The organism is Curtobacterium phoenicis, from assembly GCF_047238015.1.
In the GTDB taxonomy this organism is placed as follows: Bacteria; Actinomycetota; Actinomycetes; order Actinomycetales; family Microbacteriaceae; genus Curtobacterium.
Window position 1 is genome coordinate 2,351,039 of the sequence record NZ_JBDFLZ010000002.1, and the last position, 16,624, is coordinate 2,367,662.

Below are 16,624 nucleotides of genomic sequence, written 5' to 3' on the forward strand. Positions count from 1 at the left end.
GAGTCTCGCACGTCGACGTGTCCCGGCTGCGCGGACGTGGAACGAGGTGTCCACCCGGTGCGTACGGTCGGCTGCACGTCACACGCCGCACCAGGGAGGCACCATGTCCGACGTCACCACGTCCACCGACCGCTACGCCGGCTCGAGCATCCAGAAGATCGCGCTCGTCGTCGGCATCGTGTTCCTGCTCGTCGGGATCGCCGGGTTCGTCCCCGGCCTCACGACGGGCGACCTCGCCGGGGCCGGACACGGCTCGATGGCGATGCTGCTCGGCATCTTCCAGGTGTCCGTGCTGCACAACATCGTGCACCTGCTGTTCGGCGTCGTGGGGCTGCTCGCGGCGCGCTACCCGACCGGCTCCCGGATGTACCTCGTCATCGGCGGGGTCGTCTACTTCGTCCTGTGGGTCTACGGGCTGTTCACCGCCGGCACGATGTCCGGTGCGAACTTCGTGCCGTTGAACTGGGCGGACAACTGGCTGCACCTCGTCCTCGCCGTCGGGATGGTCGCGCTCGGGATCGTCTTCCCGCGCGGACGCCGTCGGCCGGTCGGTGCCTGATCGATCCGCACCGTGCACGGGACGGCCCCGGGAGCGCACCGCTCCCGGGGCCGTCGTCGTCCGACACCGGCACGCGTCAGTCCGTCCCGACGACCTCCCGCGCCGCCACGAACGCGTCCACGCACCGCCGGACCTGCTCCTCGGTGTGCGCCGCCGACAGCTGCACCCGGATCCGCGCCCTCCCCTTCGGCACCACGGGGTAGCTGAACGCCGTCACGTACACACCCCGCGACTGCATCTCGTCCGCGATCCGCGCGGTCCGAGCCGCGTCGTGGAACATCACGGGGACGATCGGGTGCTCCCCGGGCAGCAGCTCGAACCCGGCGTCGGCCATGAGCGACCGGAACGTCCTGGCGTTCGCGGCGAGCCGTGCCCGGGCGTCGTCCGAGCGTTCGACGAGGTCCAGCGCCGCCACCGTCCCCGCGGCGATCACCGGCGCGAGGGAGTTCGAGAACAGGTACGGTCGTGAGCGCTGCCGCAGCAGGTCGACGATCTCCCGCCGGGACGCCACGTACCCGCCGGACGCCCCGCCGAGCGCCTTGCCGAACGTGCCGGTGTACACGTCGACCCGGTCGGCGACACCGCAGAGCTCCGGGGTGCCCCGGCCGTGCGCACCGACGAACCCGACCGCGTGCGAGTCGTCCACGATGACGAGCGCGTCGTACCGCTCGGCGAGGTCGCAGATCTCGGCGAGCGGCGCGATCGATCCGTCCATCGAGAAGACGCCGTCGGTGACCACCGCACGGAAGCGAGCCGACGAGGCGGCGGCGAGCTGCGCCTCCAGGTCGGCCGTGTCCCGGTTCCGGTACCGGAACCGCTGCGCCTTGCACAGCCGGATGCCGTCGATGATCGACGCGTGGTTGAGCTCGTCGGAGATGATCGCGTCCTCGGGGCCGAGGAGCACCTCGAACAAGCCGCCGTTCGCGTCGAAGCACGACGAGTACAGGATCGCGGCTTCGGTGCCGAGGAAGCCCGCCACCCGGCGCTCGAGGTCGAGGTGCAGGTCCTGCGTGCCGCAGATGAACCGCACGCTCGCCATCCCGTACCCCCACCGGTCGAGCGCGTCCTTGGCGGCGTCGACGAGGTCGGTCGAGTCCGCCAGCCCGAGGTAGTTGTTCGCGCAGAAGTTCAGCAGGTCGGCGCCGTCCGCCTCGATCGCTGCCCGCTGCGGACCGGTGATGCCGCGCTCCCGCTTCGTCAGCCCCGCGTCCTCGATGCCCGCGAGCTCAGCCGCGAGGTGGTCCTTGATCGCGCCGTACATCAGATCTCCGTCCAGTCGATGACGACCTTGCCGCCGTCCGCGCTCGCCGCCGCGGCGAACGCTGCCTCCCAGTCGCGCGCCGGGTAGCGCGCGGACACGATCGAGCCGATGCGGTCCCGCAGTGCCGCACTCGTCTGCAGCATCGAGCTCATGGCCTGCCACGTCTCGAACATCTCGCGGCCGTAGATGCCCTTCACGGTGAGCATGTGCGTGACGACCGTGCCCCAGTCCACCGCGATCGGTCCGCTCGGCAGCCCGAGCATCGCGATCCGCCCCCCGTGGTTCATGTTCTCGACGAGCGCGGGGAGTGCGGTCGGCGCCCCGGACATCTCGAAGCCGACGTCGAAGCCCTCGCGCATGCCGAGCCGCTCCTGCGCTGCACGGATCGCGGCGACACCACCCCTCGCGGCTCCGTCGTCGCGGACGTCCACGCCGAGGTCGGCACCCATCCGCTCCGCCATCCGCAGCCGGTTCGGGCTGACGTCGGTGCCGACGACGAACCGTGCGCCCGCGTGCCGCGCGACCGCGATCGCCATGAGTCCGATCGGACCGCACCCGGCGACCACGACGTCCTCGCCGACGAGCGGGAACGCGAGCGCCGTGTGCACCGCGTTGCCGAGCGGGTCGAACAGGGCGCCGACCTCGGGCTCGACCGGGCCGTGGTGCACCCACACGTTGGTGCCCGGCAGCGTGAGGTACTCCGCGAAGGCGCCGTCGCGCTGCACCCCGAGGCCCTTCGTCCGGATGCACATCTGTCGGCGGCCGGCTCGGCAGTTCCGGCAGGTGCCGCAGACGATGTGGCCCTCGCCGGAGACGAGGTCCCCGACGGCGACGTCCCGCACGGCGGCGCCGACCTCGACGACCTCGCCGAAGAACTCGTGCCCGGGCACGAGCGGCGCGGTCACCGCCGAGGCCGCCCAGTCGTCCCAGCGCTGGATGTGCAGGTCCGTCCCGCAGATCCCGGTGCGGAGGACCCGGATGAGGACCTCGTCCTCCGTCGGTTCCGGCACCGGCCGGTCGGTCATGATCAGCCCCGGACCCGCGTCCGGCTTGTAGAGCGCCCGCATCGGCGTCACCTCGTCACTTCGTCGTGCGTGTGATGTGTTCGGCGGTGGTTCGTGGCCACCGTCGTCCAGCCTCCCACACGTCGACTCCCGCAGGGTGCGCGGCGCGGGGCGCCCGTCCCGTCCGGATCCGGCCGGGAGGCACGGCTCGGCCCCCGCCACGTCGCGCGCGTCCGGCGGTCGGTCACGGAACGGGGGCCGCACGTCGCGGTGGCCGACCGGGTCACCTCGGTCCCGCGCGGCACGATGCACGCGCATCCGATGCACGCGCATCATCCGACGCGGCACGCGTCGATCACGTGGTGTGGTGTCGCACGATGCACGCGCATCCGATGCAGGCGCATCATCCGACGAAGCACGCGTCGATCACGTGGTGTGGTGTCGCACGATGCACGCGCAACGATGCCGCGGAACCGAGGCCGCCCGGGTCAGACCTCGGTGAAGGGCTCGGCGTCGTCGAGCCGCACGCGCAGGGTCGGCGCCGCGCGACGACGGTTGCCGCCCGGGAGCACCCGCCTGGTCGACGAGCGTCGGATCACCTCGGCCTTGAGCGTCGCCGCGACCTCGGCCCCGTGGGCGTACGGGAACCGCACGATCGCCCGGACCGTCCCCGGCACGGGGTCGCCCTCGACGGGCACGGGGCCCAGGACCGGGCCGGCCGTCGCGTCGCCCAGGGCTTCGACCGCGGCCGTCACGGCCTCGTCCGTCCCGGTGAGCGTCGCGACCCGGACCGCGGGCGGGAAGTGCAGCTCCCGGCGATCGGCCAGCTCGTCGTGCGCCGGACCGTCGAGGCGCCACGTCGCCATCGCCGTCGCGAGCCGCCCACCGATGCCGACGAGGTACACCTCGGAGCCGGGCGCTCCCTTCGCGGCGGCGTTGGTCCAGTACCGCAGGACGTCCTCCTGCACCCGGAGCCCCTCCCGCGCGAGCAACCGCTCACCGTCGAGGAGCAGCACGCAGGCGTACCCGCCGGGCACGCTCGGCTCCGCGCCACGGGTGGCGACGACCACCGCCGGACGTGCCGGCACCTCGTCGAGCGGCCGGGACCCGTCCGCGACCACGATCCTCGTGCCGGGGAACGCGCGACCGAGCTCGTCGGCGGTGCGCTGCGCCCCCTGCCCGACCGGCTTGAGCCTGCCGCCGCCGCACGTCGGACACCGGAACCCGACCGCCAGGGCGCCGCAGAACCGGCACTGCGGCGTCGCGTTCCGGTGCGGGCTGCCGAGCGGCCCGCCACAGACCCGGCAGTGCGCACGCTCGCCGCAGTCGGCGCAGACGAGTCCGGTGCCGAAGCCCGGGTTCGCGACCTGGACGAGCACGGGGCCGTGCTGACTGGCCTCGCGGGCGGCTCGCCACGCCGTGCTCGGGATGCGGGCCTGCGCGGCGAAGCCCTCGGCGTTCGCCTGCTGCGCCGTCGGGATGACCTTCGGTGTCGGCACCCGGTACGGTGCGACCTCCTGCAGCCAGTGCAGTTCGACGAGCCGTTGCACGTCGGTCGAGCGGGCGTGCGCGAGGAACAGCAGCGCGGCGCCGGACTGCGCGGTGCGCACGAGGGCGACGTCCCGCGTGTGCACGTAGGGCGCCCGGGGCTCGATGAACGAGGCGTCCCCGTCGTCCCACATCGCGATGAGCCCGAGCTCGGTCGCGGGCGCGAACACCGCCGTGCGGTTGCCGATCGCGACGACCGCGTGCGTCCGCGCCTGGAGCAGGGCCTTCGCGCGCTGCCCGTTCGTCTGCTTGGCGTCGAAGCGGACGACCCGTTCCGGCGGGAGCACGGCCAGCAGGGCGCGTTCGAGGTCGGCGACGTCGCGGAAGTCCGGCACGGCGAGCACGGCCGACTGCTCCCGGGCGACGACGTGCGACGCGGCCTGGGCGAGGGTCGCGGCCCAGCCGGGAACCCAGACGGGCTCGTCGGCGGAGCCGAGGTCGACGGGGTGGGGAACGGCGTCGACCGCAGCCCGACCGTGGTCCGCGAGCAGGGCCTCCAGGGCGCCGTCGGCGTAGCCGGTGACGGGCGTGGGCGTGACCGTGGGTGGCGACCACGAACGGTCGCGTGCCAGCCAGGCCTTCTCGGCGCGGACCTGCCGGGTCGGGACGGCGAGCCGGAGCACGTCGGACGCGACGCCGGCGGCCCGGTCCGCCACCGCACGCGCCAGGGTCCAGATCTCCGGCGCCAGCACGGGCACGGGCGAGAGCACCTCCTCGACCTGGCTGAGCTCTCCCGGCCAGTCCCCCTCGGAGACGACCTCGACGACGTAGGCGTCGGACATCCTCGCGCCCGTTCGGAGCGGCACCTTCACGCGGACCCCCGGCACGCAGTCGTCCTCGAGCTCGCTCGGCACCCGGTAGTCGAACAGACGGTCCAACTGCGGGAGCGGCGAGTCGAGGACGACGCGCGCGACGGTGGTCACGCGGTACCGCTAGACGGTGGCGGGGACGAGTCCTGCCGCGGCGCGCAGCTCCTCGACGCGGTCGAGCTGCTCCCAGGTGAAGCCGGGGAGGTCACGACCGAAGTGCCCGTACGTCGCCGTGGTGGCGTAGCGCGGCTTGAGGAGGTCGAGGTCACGGATGATCGCGGCGGGCCGGAGGTCGAAGACCTGCAGGATCGCCGCCTCGATCGTGGCGTCGTCGACGTGGCCCGTCCCGAAGGACTCGACGTACAGCCCGACGGGCTTGGCACGGCCGATCGCGTAGGCGACCTGGACCTCGAGGCGGTCGGCGAGCCCGGCGGCCACGGCGTTCTTCGCCACCCAACGCAGCGCGTACGCGGCCGACCGGTCGACCTTCGACGGGTCCTTGCCGGAGAACGCGCCACCACCGTGGCGGGAGGCTCCGCCGTACGTGTCGACGATGACCTTGCGCCCGGTGAGGCCGGCGTCGCCCTGGGGGCCGCCGATCTCGAAGCGGCCGGTCGGGTTCACGATCACGTCGACGTGCGACGCGTCGAGGTCGACCTGCGCGAGGACCGGACGGATGACGTGCTCGGTGACGTCGGCGGTGAGCTGCTCGAGCGTGACGCTCGGAGCGTGCTGCGTCGAGAGCACGACGGTCTCGACGGTCTTCGGCACCACGCCGTCGTAGCCGACCGTGACCTGCGTCTTGCCGTCCGGGCGGAGGTACGACAGTTCGCCCGACTTCCGGACCGCGGCGAGGCGCTCGGCCAGCCGGTGCGCGAGCCAGATGGCGACGGGCATGTACTCGGGCGTCTCGTTCGTCGCGAAGCCGAACATGATGCCCTGGTCGCCGGCGCCCTGGCGGTCGAGCGGGTCGACACCGGCACCGGAGCGGCTGTCGAGCGACTCGTCGACGCCCTGCGCGATGTCCGGCGACTGCGCACCGATCGACACCTCGACACCGCAGGTGCGGCCGTCGAAGGAGACCTCGGAGGAGTCGTACCCGATGCCCGTGATGACGTCACGCACCAGCTTCGGGATCTCGACGTAGCCGGAGGTCGTGACCTCGCCGGCGACGTGCACGAGACCGGTGGTCACCATGGTCTCCACGGCCACGCGCGCGTGCGGGTCGACCTCGAGCAGGGCGTCGAGGATGGTGTCCGAGATCTGGTCGCAGATCTTGTCGGGGTGCCCCTCGGTCACCGACTCGGACGTGAAGAGGCGCAGGTTGCTCGTCGTCACCGGGATCAGTCGGTGGGCTGCTGCTGCTTGGTGACGGTCAGCTTGTCCTCGTTGATCTCGTGGAGCGCGACGGACAGCGGCTTGTCGTCGATCGTCGAGTCGACGAGCGGGCCGACGTTGTCGAAGAGCGAGCCCTCGTGCAGGTCGGCGTAGTAGTCGTTGATCTGGCGGGCGCGCTTCGACGCGAAGATCACGAGCGCGTACTTCGACTCGACCTTGGCGAGCAGGTCGTCGATGGGCGGGTCGATGATGCCCTGGGGGTTGGCCATGGTGTCTCCTGTCGAGGGAAGAATACTTCTCGCCCGTCAGGGCGCAGTGAACAAGTCTACGACTTCGTGTGCCGCGGTGCTGACATCCGAGTTCACGATCTTCACGTCGAACTCGTCCTGCGCCGCGAGTTCGACCTTCGCGGTCTCGAGGCGGCGGGCCTGTTCCTCGGCGGTCTCGGTGCCGCGACCGATGAGCCGCCGGACCAGTTCCTCCCACGTGGGCGGCAGCAGGAACACGAGGACCGCCTCGGGCATGGCGTCCTTCACCTGGCGAGCACCCTGCAGGTCGATCTCGAGCATCACGCGGTCACCGGCGTCGAGCGCGCGGTCGATCGGCGGGCGGGGCGTGCCGTACCGGTAGGAGTTGTGCACGGTCGCCCACTCGAGGAGCTCGCGGTCGCGGATCATCCGGTCGAACTCGGCGTCGTCGACGAAGTAGTAGTGCACGCCGTCGACCTCCCCGGGCCGGGGCTTCCGGGTCGTCGCGGAGACGCTGAGGTTGACGTCCGGGAAGTGCTCGCGGATGTACGCGCTCACGGTGCCCTTGCCGACGGCCGTCGGACCGGCGAGCACGACGAGCTTCGACGCCGTGCGCTTCTGCCCGCGCGCGGCGAGCCAGTCCGCCAGCGCCGAACGCTGCCGGACACCCAGACCACCGAGCCGCTTCGACGAAGCGATCCGCAGCGTCTGCATGACCGAGTCCGCGCGCGCCGGACCGATGCCGGGCAGCGACGTCAGGAGGTCGCGGACGCGGAGCGACTTCTCCGCCGGGGCCTCGTCGTCGGACCACGCGGCCCGGGCGACCTCGAGCGGCGTCCGCTCGCCCGCGACGATCGCGGCCTTGACCGCGGCCCGGGCGCGTCGCGCCGCCACCGCTGCCTGCGCGGCGGCGACGCGGTCGACCTCGGGCGGGTTCCGGTGTGCCGGGAGCGCCGCGCGGTCGGTCCCCTCCGTCACGCGGCGGCCCCGAGGGCTGCGGCGATCCGGTCGGCGCGGTCGGCGACGAGCGTGGCGACGCCGTCGGGGCCGTCCGTGAGCAGGCCGCGCGACTCGTTCACGAGCACCTGACCGGCGCGGGAGCCGTAGAGCGCGCGGAGGTCCTCGATGCGGGCGCCCTGGGTCCCGAAGCCCGGTGCGAGCACCGGCGCGGTCCCGATGTCGTCGCCGGAGATCCCGAAGTCGTCGAGGTCGAGGGTCGCGCCGAGCACGAGCCCGACGTCCCCGAGGGGCTGCTCTCCCGCGCTCTGGTTGTCGTCTGCCACGTCCAAGACGATACCGGCCGCCACGGTCCGGCCGGCACGCGGCCCCTCCGCGAGCACCGCGGTCTGCAGCACGCGCGCCTCGGGGTTGCTCGTCGCCGCGAGCACGAAGACCCCGGCGCCGTTCGCCCGCGCGGTGTCGATCGTGCCGCGGAGCGACCCGTACCCCAGGTACGGCGACACGGTCATCGCGTCGGCCCGGAACGGCCCGTCACGGTCGACCCATGCCTCCGCGTAGTCGTCACCGGTGCTGCCGATGTCGCCGCGCTTCACGTCGGCGACGACCAGGAGGCCCGCATCGCGTGCCCGACGGAGCGTCGCGTCGAGCGCACGGTACCCCGCGATCCCCGCCGCCTCGAAGAACGCGATCTGCGGCTTCACGATCGCGGCACGGCCTGCGGCCGCGTCGACCAGGGTCGCGCCGAACGCGGTCAGGCCCTGCTCGTCGCGACCGAGCCCCCACGCCGCCAGGGTGGCGGCGTGGGGGTCGATGCCGACGCAGAGCGCGGAACGCGACGCCGTGGCGGCCGCGAGCCGGACGCCGAAGGAGGTCGGGCCTCCCGGCCGGGTGTCAGCAGTCACCGGACCGACCGTCACCAGGTGGCGCGCTCGAGCGCGTAGTCCTGCAGGCTGCGGACCGTGTGCTCGGTGCCGATCGTCTCGATCGCGGCGACCGCCGCGCCGAGCTGGGCGATCGTCGTGAACAGCGGCTTGTCGGCCGCGACGGTCGCCGCACGGATCTCGTAGCCGTCCGCGCGACCCGCCGCACCGGAGGGCGTGTTGATGACGACGTCGACCTCGCCGCGGGCGAGCAGGTCGACGACGCTCTCGCCGCCCTCGCTGTACTTGCCGACCAGCGTCACCTCGATGCCGTTGCGGCGGAGCACCTCGGCGGTGCCCTCGGTCGCGGTGATCGTGAAGCCGAGCTGCTGGAGGCGGTGGATCGGCAGGACGACCTGGCGCTTGTCGGTGTCGGCGACGCTCACGAACACCGTGCCGCTCGTCGGCAGGCCGCCGTACGCGGCGTCCTGCGACTTGAGGAACGCCCGCGGGAAGTCGCGGTCGATGCCCATGACCTCGCCCGTGGAGCGCATCTCGGGGCTGAGCACCGAGTCGACGACCTGGCCGTCGTGCGTGCGGAAGCGGCGGAAGGGCAGCACGGCCTCCTTGACGGCGACCGGCGCCTGCGCGGGCACCGACGACCCGTCGCGCTCGGGCAGGAGCCCCTCGGTGACGAGCTGGTCGATGGACGCGCCCGTCATGATGCGGCTCGCGGCCTTGGCGAGCGGGATCCCGAGCGCCTTCGAGACGAACGGCACCGTGCGGCTGGCCCGGGGGTTCGCCTCGAGGACGTAGAGCACGCCGGCACCGATCGCGAACTGGACGTTGAGCAGGCCCTGGACCCCGATGCCGCGCGCGATCCGCTCGGTGGCCTCGACCACGCCGCGGATCTCCGCCTTGCCGAGCCCGACCGGGGGCAGGGTGCAGGCCGAGTCGCCGGAGTGGATGCCGGCCTCCTCGATGTGCTCCATGATGCCGCCGATGTACAGGCGCTCCCCGTCGAAGAGGGCGTCGACGTCGATCTCCACCGCGTCGTCGAGGAACCGGTCGACCAGGAGCGGCAGCTCCGGGCCGATGATCGCCTGGTCGGCCATCCGGTCGAAGTAGTCGGCGAGGGCGGTCGGGTCGTAGACGATCTCCATGCCGCGACCGCCGAGCACGAACGACGGACGGACCAGGACCGGGTACCCGATCTCCTCCGCCACCGCGGTCGCGCTCGCGAGGTCGTGGGCTGTGCCGTTGCGCGGCGCGAGGAGCCCGGCTTCGTCGAGGATCGCGGCGAACTGCCCGCGTTCCTCGGCCGAGTCGATGGCGGCGGGCGAGGTGCCGAGGATCGGGATGCCCGCGGCCTCGAGCGGCTTCGCGAGCCCGAGGGCCGTCTGGCCGCCGAGCTGCACGACCACGCCGACGAGCTCACCGGACGCCCGCTCGGCCTCGATGACCTCGAGGACGTCCTCGGTCGTCAGCGGCTCGAAGTACAGGCGGTCCGACGTGTCGTAGTCGGTGGAGACGGTCTCCGGGTTGCAGTTGATCATGATCGTCTCGAACCCGGCGTCGCTCAGCGCGAAGGACGCGTGCACGCAGGAGTAGTCGAACTCGACGCCCTGGCCGATGCGGTTCGGGCCGGAGCCGAGGATGACGACCTTCTTGCGGTCGCTCGCGGCGACCTCGGTCTCGGTGTCGTACGACGAGTAGTGGTAGGGCGTGAGGGCGGGGAACTCGCCGGCGCAGGTGTCGACCGTCTTGAAGACCGGGCGGATGCCCAGCGCGTGCCGGGAATCGCGGGCCTCCTGCTCGGTGGTGCCCCGGAGCGACGCGATCTGCGCGTCCGAGAAGCCGTGCTCCTTCGCCCACCGGAGGGTGTCGGCGTCGAGGGTCTCGGCGGCCGCCACCTCGTCGGCGACCTCGTTGATGAGGACGATCTGGTCGATGAACCACGGGTCGATCCCGGTGGCCTCGAAGACCTCTTCCGCGGTGGCACCGGCCACGAGCGCCTGCTGCACCGTGACGATCCGGCCGTCGGTCGGGGTCTTCGACTTCTCGAGCAGCGCGTCCTTGTCGAGCTCGGCGGCCGGCGTGTCCCAGTGGAACGACGACCCGCGCTTCTCGAGCGACCGGAGCGACTTCTGCAGCGCGGTCGCGTAGTTGCGCCCGATCGCCATGGCCTCGCCGACGCTCTTCATCGTCGTGGTGAGCGTGGCGTCGGCTGCCGGGAACTTCTCGAACGCGAACCGCGGGGTCTTCACGACGACGTAGTCGAGCGTGGGCTCGAAGCTCGCCGGCGTCACCTGCGTGATGTCGTTCTGGATCTCGTCGAGGCGGTACCCGATGGCGAGCTTCGCGGCGATCTTCGCGATCGGGAAGCCCGTCGCCTTCGAGGCCAGCGCCGACGAGCGCGACACGCGAGGGTTCATCTCGATGACGATGATCCGGCCGTTCGACGGGTCGACCGCGAACTGGATGTTGCAGCCACCGGTGTCGACGCCCACCCGGCGGATGATGTCGATGCCGATGTTCCGCATGTTCTGGTACTCGCGGTCGGTCAGCGTCAGTGCCGGAGCGACGGTGATCGAGTCACCCGTGTGGACGCCCACCGGGTCGACGTTCTCGATCGAGCAGATGACGACGGTGTTGTCGAAGTTGTCGCGCATGAGCTCGAGCTCGTACTCCTTCCAGCCGAGGATCGACTCCTCGAGGAGCACCTCGGTGGTCGGGCTCGACTGGAGGCCGTCGCCCACGAACCGGACGAGCTCCTCCTCGTTGTAGGCGAAGCCCGAGCCGAGGCCGCCCATCGTGAAGGACGGACGGACGACGAGCGGGTAGCCGAGGTCCGCCGCGTACTCCTTGGCTTCTTCGAGGGTGTGTGCGATGTGGCTGCGGGCGACGTCGGCGCCGGACTCGAGCACGAGCTCCTTGAAGAGCTGGCGGTCCTCGCCGCGCTGGATCGCGTCGACCTTCGCGCCGATGAGCTCGACGCCGTACTTCTCGAGGATGCCCTCGGCGTCGAGCTTGATCGCGGCGTTCAGCGCGGTCTGGCCGCCGAGGGTCGGCAGGACCGCGTCGGGCTGCTCGATCTTGATGATCTCCTCGAGCAAGGCGCTCGTGATCGGCTCGATGTAGGTCGCGTCGGCGAAGTCGGGGTCGGTCATGATCGTCGCCGGGTTCGGGTTGACGAGGATGACGCGGACGCCCTCGGCACGGAGGACGCGGCACGCCTGGGTGCCCGAGTAGTCGAACTCGGCGGCCTGCCCGATGACGATCGGGCCGGAGCCGATGACGAGGACGGAGTTGATGTCTGCGCGCTTCGGCATCAGTTGGCTTCCTTGGTGACGTCGGCTGCGGGGGTCGTGGCGTCGGCGGTGGCCGCGTCGAGCGGTCGACCGTCGCGTCGGGCACGGACGAGGTCCGCGAACCGGTCGAACAGGTACATCGAGTCGTGCGGACCCGCCGCCGCCTCGGGGTGGTACTGCACGCTGAACGCGGGGACGTCGAGCGCGCGGAGGCCCTCGACCACGTTGTCGTTCAGGGAGTAGTGGGAGACCTCGACGCGGCCGAACCCGGCCGGCGACTCGACGACCTCGCCGAGTGGCGCGTCGACCGCGAAGCCGTGGTTCTGGCTCGTGATCTCGACCTTGCCCGTGGTGGTGTCGAGCACGGGCTGGTTGATGCCGCGGTGGCCGAACGGCAGCTTGTACGTGCCGAAGCCGAGCGCACGGCCGAGGAGCTGGTTGCCGAAGCAGATGCCGAAGAACGGGCGACCGGTCTTCAGCGACTCCTGCAGCAGCGACACCTGGGCGTCGGAGGCTGCGGGGTCGCCGGGGCCGTTCGAGTAGAAGAGGGCGTCCGGAGCGAGCGCCTCGAGGGCCTCGGCGGTGATGTCCTGCGGCACGACGTGCACCTCGAACCCGCGCTCGGCGAGGTACCGGGTGGTCGAGGCCTTGACCCCGAGGTCGAGCACGGCCAGCCTGCCGATCTGCTCGCCGACCGCGGGGACCACGTAGGTCTCGGGGGTGGACACGACCGAGGAGAAGCTCGCGCCGGCCATCCCGGCCTGCTCGCGGACGGCCGCGAGCTGCTCGTCGGGCGACCGGTCCGCCTCGGGACCGCTGAACACGCCGCCCTTCATCGCGCCCGCGTCGCGGATCCGCCGGGTGAGCGCCCGGGTGTCGACCCCGGAGATGCCCACGATGCCGTCACGGACGAGGTGGTCGTCGAGCGTCGCGTTCGCGCGGTGGTTCGACACGATGCGGCTGGGGTCGCGCACGACGTACCCGGCCACCCAGATGCGGCGGGACTCGGGGTCCTCGTCGTTCACACCCGTGTTGCCGATGTGCGGCGCGGTCTGCACCACGATCTGCCCGGCGTAGGACGGGTCGGTCAGCGTCTCCTGGTAGCCGGTCATGCCGGTCGCGAAGACCACCTCACCCAGGGATCGGCCTCGGGCGCCGTACGCCCGACCCTCGTAGCGGGTGCCGTCCTCGAGGACCAGTACGGCCCGTTCGCGTGTCATCAGTTCGTCCCTTCGCCCGCGGTGTGCGGGTGCTCGTGCTTCGTCGTCGGTCCCTGCAGGGCGGCGAGTGCTGCTGCCGCGTCGCCCTCCGGGAACCGGAAGTAGGTGTCGAGGTCCGTCGCACCTGCGGCGCCGGTCGCCGTCCATCGCAGACGGACCAGTCCCCCGGGCTCGACCACGCGGTCGATGGCCCACGTGGCGCGGTCGGCGCCGCGGACGGCGTCGGCAGCGACCCAGCGGTCGGGTGCCCCGGCGTGGTGCAGCACCACGCCGTGCTCGTGGACGGTCACGCCGCCACGGCTGCGGAACCCGAGGCCCCCGGCGGTGATGCGCTCCAGCGGCTGGTCCGCTCGGGTCGTCGCGACCGTGAAGCCGTCCCACGATCCGACCTGCGGACCCGGGTCTGCCGGGACCGGGACGGGAGGCACGGCTGCGGCCTGCGCTCGGGTGCGGGTCCGCCAGGTGCGCGCCATCGCGAGGAACAGCAGGGCCACCAGGAGGAGGATGACTCCCCCGGTGAGCCACCGGGCGGCGTCGCCGCTCACCGTGCGGACTCCCGAGCCGCGGATGCGTGCGCCGCGGCCGTCTCGGATGCCCGTGCCGCGACCGTCTCGTCGTCGACGACCGCGCCGTCGAGCACGGTCGGGTAGCCGTGGTGGAACGTGGCGACGACCCGACCCGGCAGCCGCATGCCGAGGTACGGCGAGTTCTGCGACTGGCCGGCGAGGTCGGTCACGGCGAACTCGCGTGACGCGCTCGGGTCGTACAGGGTCACCTCGGCCGGAGCCCCCTCGGCGATCCGCTGCCCGTGGCCCTCGACCTTCCCGATGCGCGCCGGTGCTTCGGAGAGCACGCGGGCGACGTCCGACCAGGCGAGTTGCCCGGAGTCCACCACCGCGGACTGCACGACGCTCAGCGCCGACTCGAGACCGACCATCCCGTTCGCGGCGGCCGGCCACTCGCAGCACTTCGCCTCGGCGGTGTGCGGCGCGTGGTCGGTGGCGACGATGTCGATCGTGCCGTCGGCGAGGGCGGCCCGGAGTGCCTCGACGTCCTCACGGGCGCGAAGCGGCGGGTTCACCTTGTAGCGGGCGTCGTACCCGGGGGCGCCGTCGATGCCGGCGATGCGGTCCTCGGTGAGCACCAGGTGGTGCGGCGTGACCTCGGCCGTGACGTCGATCCCGCGGGACTTCGCCCAGCGGATGACCTCGACGCTGCCGGCGGTCGAGACGTGGCACACGTGCAGGCGGGCTCCGACGTGGTCGGCGAGCAGCACGTCGCGCGCGATGATGGCCTCTTCCGCGACGGCCGGCCACCCCGCGAGCCCGAGCTCCGACGACAGCCGGCCCTCGTTCATCTGGGCGCCGGTCGTGAGCCGCGGCTCCTGGGCGTGCTGCGCGATGACGCCACCGAAGCCCTTCACGTACTCGAGCGCCCGACGCATGAGCAGCGGGTCCGCGACGCACGAGCCGTCGTCCGAGAACACCCGGACCCGCGCGCGGCTCGTCGCCATCGCCCCGATCTCCGACAGGTGCGTGCCCTGCAGGCCCTGCGACACGGCCCCGATCGGGCGGACCGTGACGTAGCCCGCGTCGTCGCCGAGCGCCTGGACCTGCTCGACCACACCGGCGGTGTCCGCCACCGGGTTCGAGTTCGCCATCGCGTTCACGGCGGTGAAGCCGCCGGCGGCCGCCGCGCGGGAACCGGTCCGGACCGTCTCGGACTCCTCACCACCGGGTTCACGGAGGTGCGTGTGCAGGTCCACGAGACCGGGCAGGGCGATCAGGCCGTCCGCATCGACGACCGTGGCGCCGGCCGTGTCGAGACCGGACCCGACCGCGGTGATGCGCCGTCCCTCCAGGCGGATGTCGGCACGCGTGCCGTCGACCAGTTGCGCGCCGCGGATGAGGTGGGCGGTCATGCGACGGTCTCCTTCGTGGGTGCTGCGGTCGGCTGCGCGGCCGCGGTGGTGGCCTCCGAGCCGGTGAGGGCGAGGTAGAGGACCGCCATGCGGACGCTCACGCCGTTGGCGACCTGCTCGACGACCGTCGAACGCGGGTCGTCGGCGGCGACGCCGGCGATCTCCAGGCCCCGGTTCATGGGGCCGGGATGCATGATCAGCGTCCGATCGGACAGGCCGGCTGCACGTGCCGCGGTGAGTCCGAAGTGCCGCGTGTACTCGCGCTCGTTCGGGAAGAACGCGTCGTGCATGCGCTCCTGCTGGATGCGCAGCAGCATGACCACGTCGGGGTCCTCCGCGAGGGCGACGTCGAGGTCGTGGTGCACCGCCGCGCCGAACGGGCGCTCGACGGCCGGCAGCAGCGTGGGCGGGGCGACGAACGTGACCTCGGCGCCGAGCGTGCGGAGGAGCCACGCGTTGCTCCGCGCGACCCGGCTGTGCAGGACGTCGCCGACGATCGCGACGCGGACACCGTCCAGGCCCTTCCCCCGACTGGCGGCACCGTGCAGGCGGCGACGCATCGTGAACGCGTCGAGCAGGGCCTGCGTCGGGTGCTCGTGCGTGCCGTCGCCGGCGTTGACGACCGGGACGTCGATCCAGTCGGCGTCCGCGAGCACCCGTGGGGCGCCGGACGCGCCGTGCCGCATGACGATGCCGTCGATGCCCATCGCGCCGAGGGTCTGGACGGTGTCCTTCAGCGACTCGCCCTTCGAGACGCTCGATCCCTTCGCCGCGAAGTTGATGACGTCGGCGGAGAGCCGCTTGGCGGCCGCCTCGAACGAGATGCGGGTGCGGGTGGAGTCCTCGAAGAAGAGGTTCACCACCGTCTTGCCGCGGAGGGCCGGGAGCTTCCGGACCTCGCGGTCGTTGACGTCGGCCATCTCCTCCGCGACGTCGAGGATGTGGACGGCCTCGGCACGGGAGAGGTCGGCGGTGGACAACAGGTGCTTCACGACGTCATCCCCGAACGCTGCGCCCCGGGCTGCTCGGCCCCGGGCTGCTCGATGACGACCTCGTCGGTGCCGTCCGTCTCGGTCAGCCGGAGCGTGACCCGCTCGTCGGACGCCGTCGGGAGGTTCTTGCCGACGTGGTCCGCGCGGATCGGGAGCTCGCGGTGCCCGCGGTCGACGAGCACCGCGAGCCGGACCGCCCGCGGCCGGCCGATCCCCTGGAGGGCGTCGAGCGCGGCACGCACGGTGCGACCCGAGTAGAGCACGTCGTCGACCAACACGACGACCTTGCCGTCGATGCCGCTCGTCGGGATCGTGGTGCGGTGCGGCGCCCGGCCGATGCCGTGGCCCAGGTCGTCGCGGTGCATCGTCACGTCGAGGGTGCCGAGCCGCTGGTCGCGGTCGGCGGCCCACTCGGGCTCGATGTCGGACAGGACCGCGGCGAGGCGCTCCGCCAGGACGGCACCCCGTGTCGGGATGCCCAGCAGCACGAGGTCCGAGGCGCCGTGGTTGGCCTCGAGGATCTCGTGCGCGATGCGTGTCAGGGCACGCGTGATGTCGGTGTGCTGCAGGACCGTTCGGGTACCCACGCCGAC

The 16,624-nt window shown here is 72.3% G+C and carries 14 protein-coding genes; 1 reads left to right on the forward strand and 13 read right to left on the reverse strand.

All coding sequences use genetic code 11. The features are described 5' to 3' along the window. Positions 1–103 precede the first annotated feature (103 nt). Positions 104–559 carry a DUF4383 domain-containing protein gene (locus ABC270_RS11325; RefSeq protein WP_412880889.1) on the forward strand — a complete coding sequence of 152 codons (456 nt, stop codon included), beginning with the start codon at positions 104–106 and terminating at the stop codon, positions 557–559. A gap of 76 nt (positions 560–635) precedes the next feature. On the opposite strand, the gene ABC270_RS11330 is transcribed toward ABC270_RS11325, so the two are convergent. From ABC270_RS11330 to pyrR, 13 genes are all read right to left on the reverse strand, one after another. Next, positions 636–1,820, reverse strand: a complete 1,185-nt coding sequence (locus ABC270_RS11330; protein WP_412880890.1) for a glycine C-acetyltransferase — start codon at positions 1,818–1,820, stop codon at positions 636–638. After that, entirely contained in the window at positions 1,820–2,887 is a 1,068-nt protein-coding gene (gene tdh / locus ABC270_RS11335) for an L-threonine 3-dehydrogenase (protein ID WP_412880891.1), read from the reverse strand. The genes ABC270_RS11330 and tdh overlap by 1 nt, the downstream gene beginning before the upstream one ends. A 425-nt stretch (positions 2,888–3,312) precedes the next feature. Then, on the reverse strand, positions 3,313–5,295 hold the full coding sequence (locus tag ABC270_RS11340; RefSeq protein WP_412880892.1) for a primosomal protein N' family DNA-binding protein: 1,983 nt from the start codon (positions 5,293–5,295) through the stop codon (positions 3,313–3,315). 9 nt (positions 5,296–5,304) lie between these two features. Further along, on the reverse strand, positions 5,305–6,519 hold the full coding sequence (metK, locus tag ABC270_RS11345) for a methionine adenosyltransferase (RefSeq protein WP_412880893.1): 1,215 nt from the start codon (positions 6,517–6,519) through the stop codon (positions 5,305–5,307). A 5-nt stretch (positions 6,520–6,524) separates the two neighbouring features. Beyond that, positions 6,525–6,788 (reverse strand): DNA-directed RNA polymerase subunit omega, encoded by a 264-nt coding sequence (gene rpoZ / locus ABC270_RS11350; protein WP_022906709.1) that lies wholly within the window; start codon positions 6,786–6,788, stop codon positions 6,525–6,527. Positions 6,789–6,824: 36 nt separating this feature from the next. Continuing rightward, positions 6,825–7,745 carry a guanylate kinase gene (gene gmk, locus ABC270_RS11355; RefSeq protein ID WP_412880894.1) on the reverse strand — a complete coding sequence of 307 codons (921 nt, stop codon included), beginning with the start codon at positions 7,743–7,745 and terminating at the stop codon, positions 6,825–6,827. Next, positions 7,742–8,629: an orotidine-5'-phosphate decarboxylase gene (gene pyrF / locus ABC270_RS11360; RefSeq protein ID WP_412880895.1), complete on the reverse strand. Its 888-nt coding sequence runs from the start codon at positions 8,627–8,629 to the stop codon at positions 7,742–7,744. The genes gmk and pyrF overlap by 4 nt, the downstream gene beginning before the upstream one ends. An 11-nt stretch (positions 8,630–8,640) precedes the next feature. Continuing rightward, positions 8,641–11,919 carry a carbamoyl-phosphate synthase large subunit gene (gene carB, locus ABC270_RS11365; protein WP_412880896.1) on the reverse strand — a complete coding sequence of 1,093 codons (3,279 nt, stop codon included), beginning with the start codon at positions 11,917–11,919 and terminating at the stop codon, positions 8,641–8,643. Then, entirely contained in the window at positions 11,919–13,118 is a 1,200-nt protein-coding gene (gene carA, locus ABC270_RS11370) for a glutamine-hydrolyzing carbamoyl-phosphate synthase small subunit (RefSeq protein WP_412880897.1), read from the reverse strand. Before carA ends, carB begins: the two co-directional genes overlap by 1 nt. Then, complete coding sequence (locus ABC270_RS11375) at positions 13,118–13,663, reverse strand: PH-like domain-containing protein (protein WP_412880898.1); 546 nt, start codon at positions 13,661–13,663, stop codon at positions 13,118–13,120. The genes carA and ABC270_RS11375 overlap by 1 nt, the downstream gene beginning before the upstream one ends. Beyond that, on the reverse strand, positions 13,660–15,039 hold the full coding sequence (locus tag ABC270_RS11380; RefSeq protein ID WP_412880899.1) for a dihydroorotase: 1,380 nt from the start codon (positions 15,037–15,039) through the stop codon (positions 13,660–13,662). The genes ABC270_RS11375 and ABC270_RS11380 overlap by 4 nt, the downstream gene beginning before the upstream one ends. After that, on the reverse strand, positions 15,036–16,031 hold the full coding sequence (locus ABC270_RS11385; RefSeq protein ID WP_412880900.1) for an aspartate carbamoyltransferase catalytic subunit: 996 nt from the start codon (positions 16,029–16,031) through the stop codon (positions 15,036–15,038). The genes ABC270_RS11380 and ABC270_RS11385 overlap by 4 nt, the downstream gene beginning before the upstream one ends. Continuing rightward, a complete protein-coding gene (pyrR, locus tag ABC270_RS11390) occupies positions 16,028–16,618 on the reverse strand; it encodes a bifunctional pyr operon transcriptional regulator/uracil phosphoribosyltransferase PyrR (RefSeq protein ID WP_412880901.1) in 591 nt (196 codons plus the stop codon). The genes ABC270_RS11385 and pyrR overlap by 4 nt, the downstream gene beginning before the upstream one ends. Positions 16,619–16,624: the final 6 nt, after the last annotated feature.

What these genes read in the sequence shown, in the direction of transcription:
- ABC270_RS11325 (WP_412880889.1), top strand. Translation starts at nt 104, where the DNA reads ATGTCCGACGTCACCACGTCCACCGACCGCTACGCCGGCTCGAGCATC.
- ABC270_RS11330 (WP_412880890.1), bottom strand. Translation starts at nt 1,820, where the DNA reads ATGTACGGCGCGATCAAGGACCACCTCGCGGCTGAGCTCGCGGGCATC.
- tdh (WP_412880891.1), bottom strand. Translation starts at nt 2,887, where the DNA reads ATGCGGGCGCTCTACAAGCCGGACGCGGGTCCGGGGCTGATCATGACC.
- rpoZ (WP_022906709.1), bottom strand. Translation starts at nt 6,788, where the DNA reads ATGGCCAACCCCCAGGGCATCATCGACCCGCCCATCGACGACCTGCTC.
- carB (WP_412880896.1), bottom strand. Translation starts at nt 11,919, where the DNA reads ATGCCGAAGCGCGCAGACATCAACTCCGTCCTCGTCATCGGCTCCGGC.
- carA (WP_412880897.1), bottom strand. Translation starts at nt 13,118, where the DNA reads ATGACACGCGAACGGGCCGTACTGGTCCTCGAGGACGGCACCCGCTAC.
- ABC270_RS11380 (WP_412880899.1), bottom strand. Translation starts at nt 15,039, where the DNA reads ATGACCGCCCACCTCATCCGCGGCGCGCAACTGGTCGACGGCACGCGT.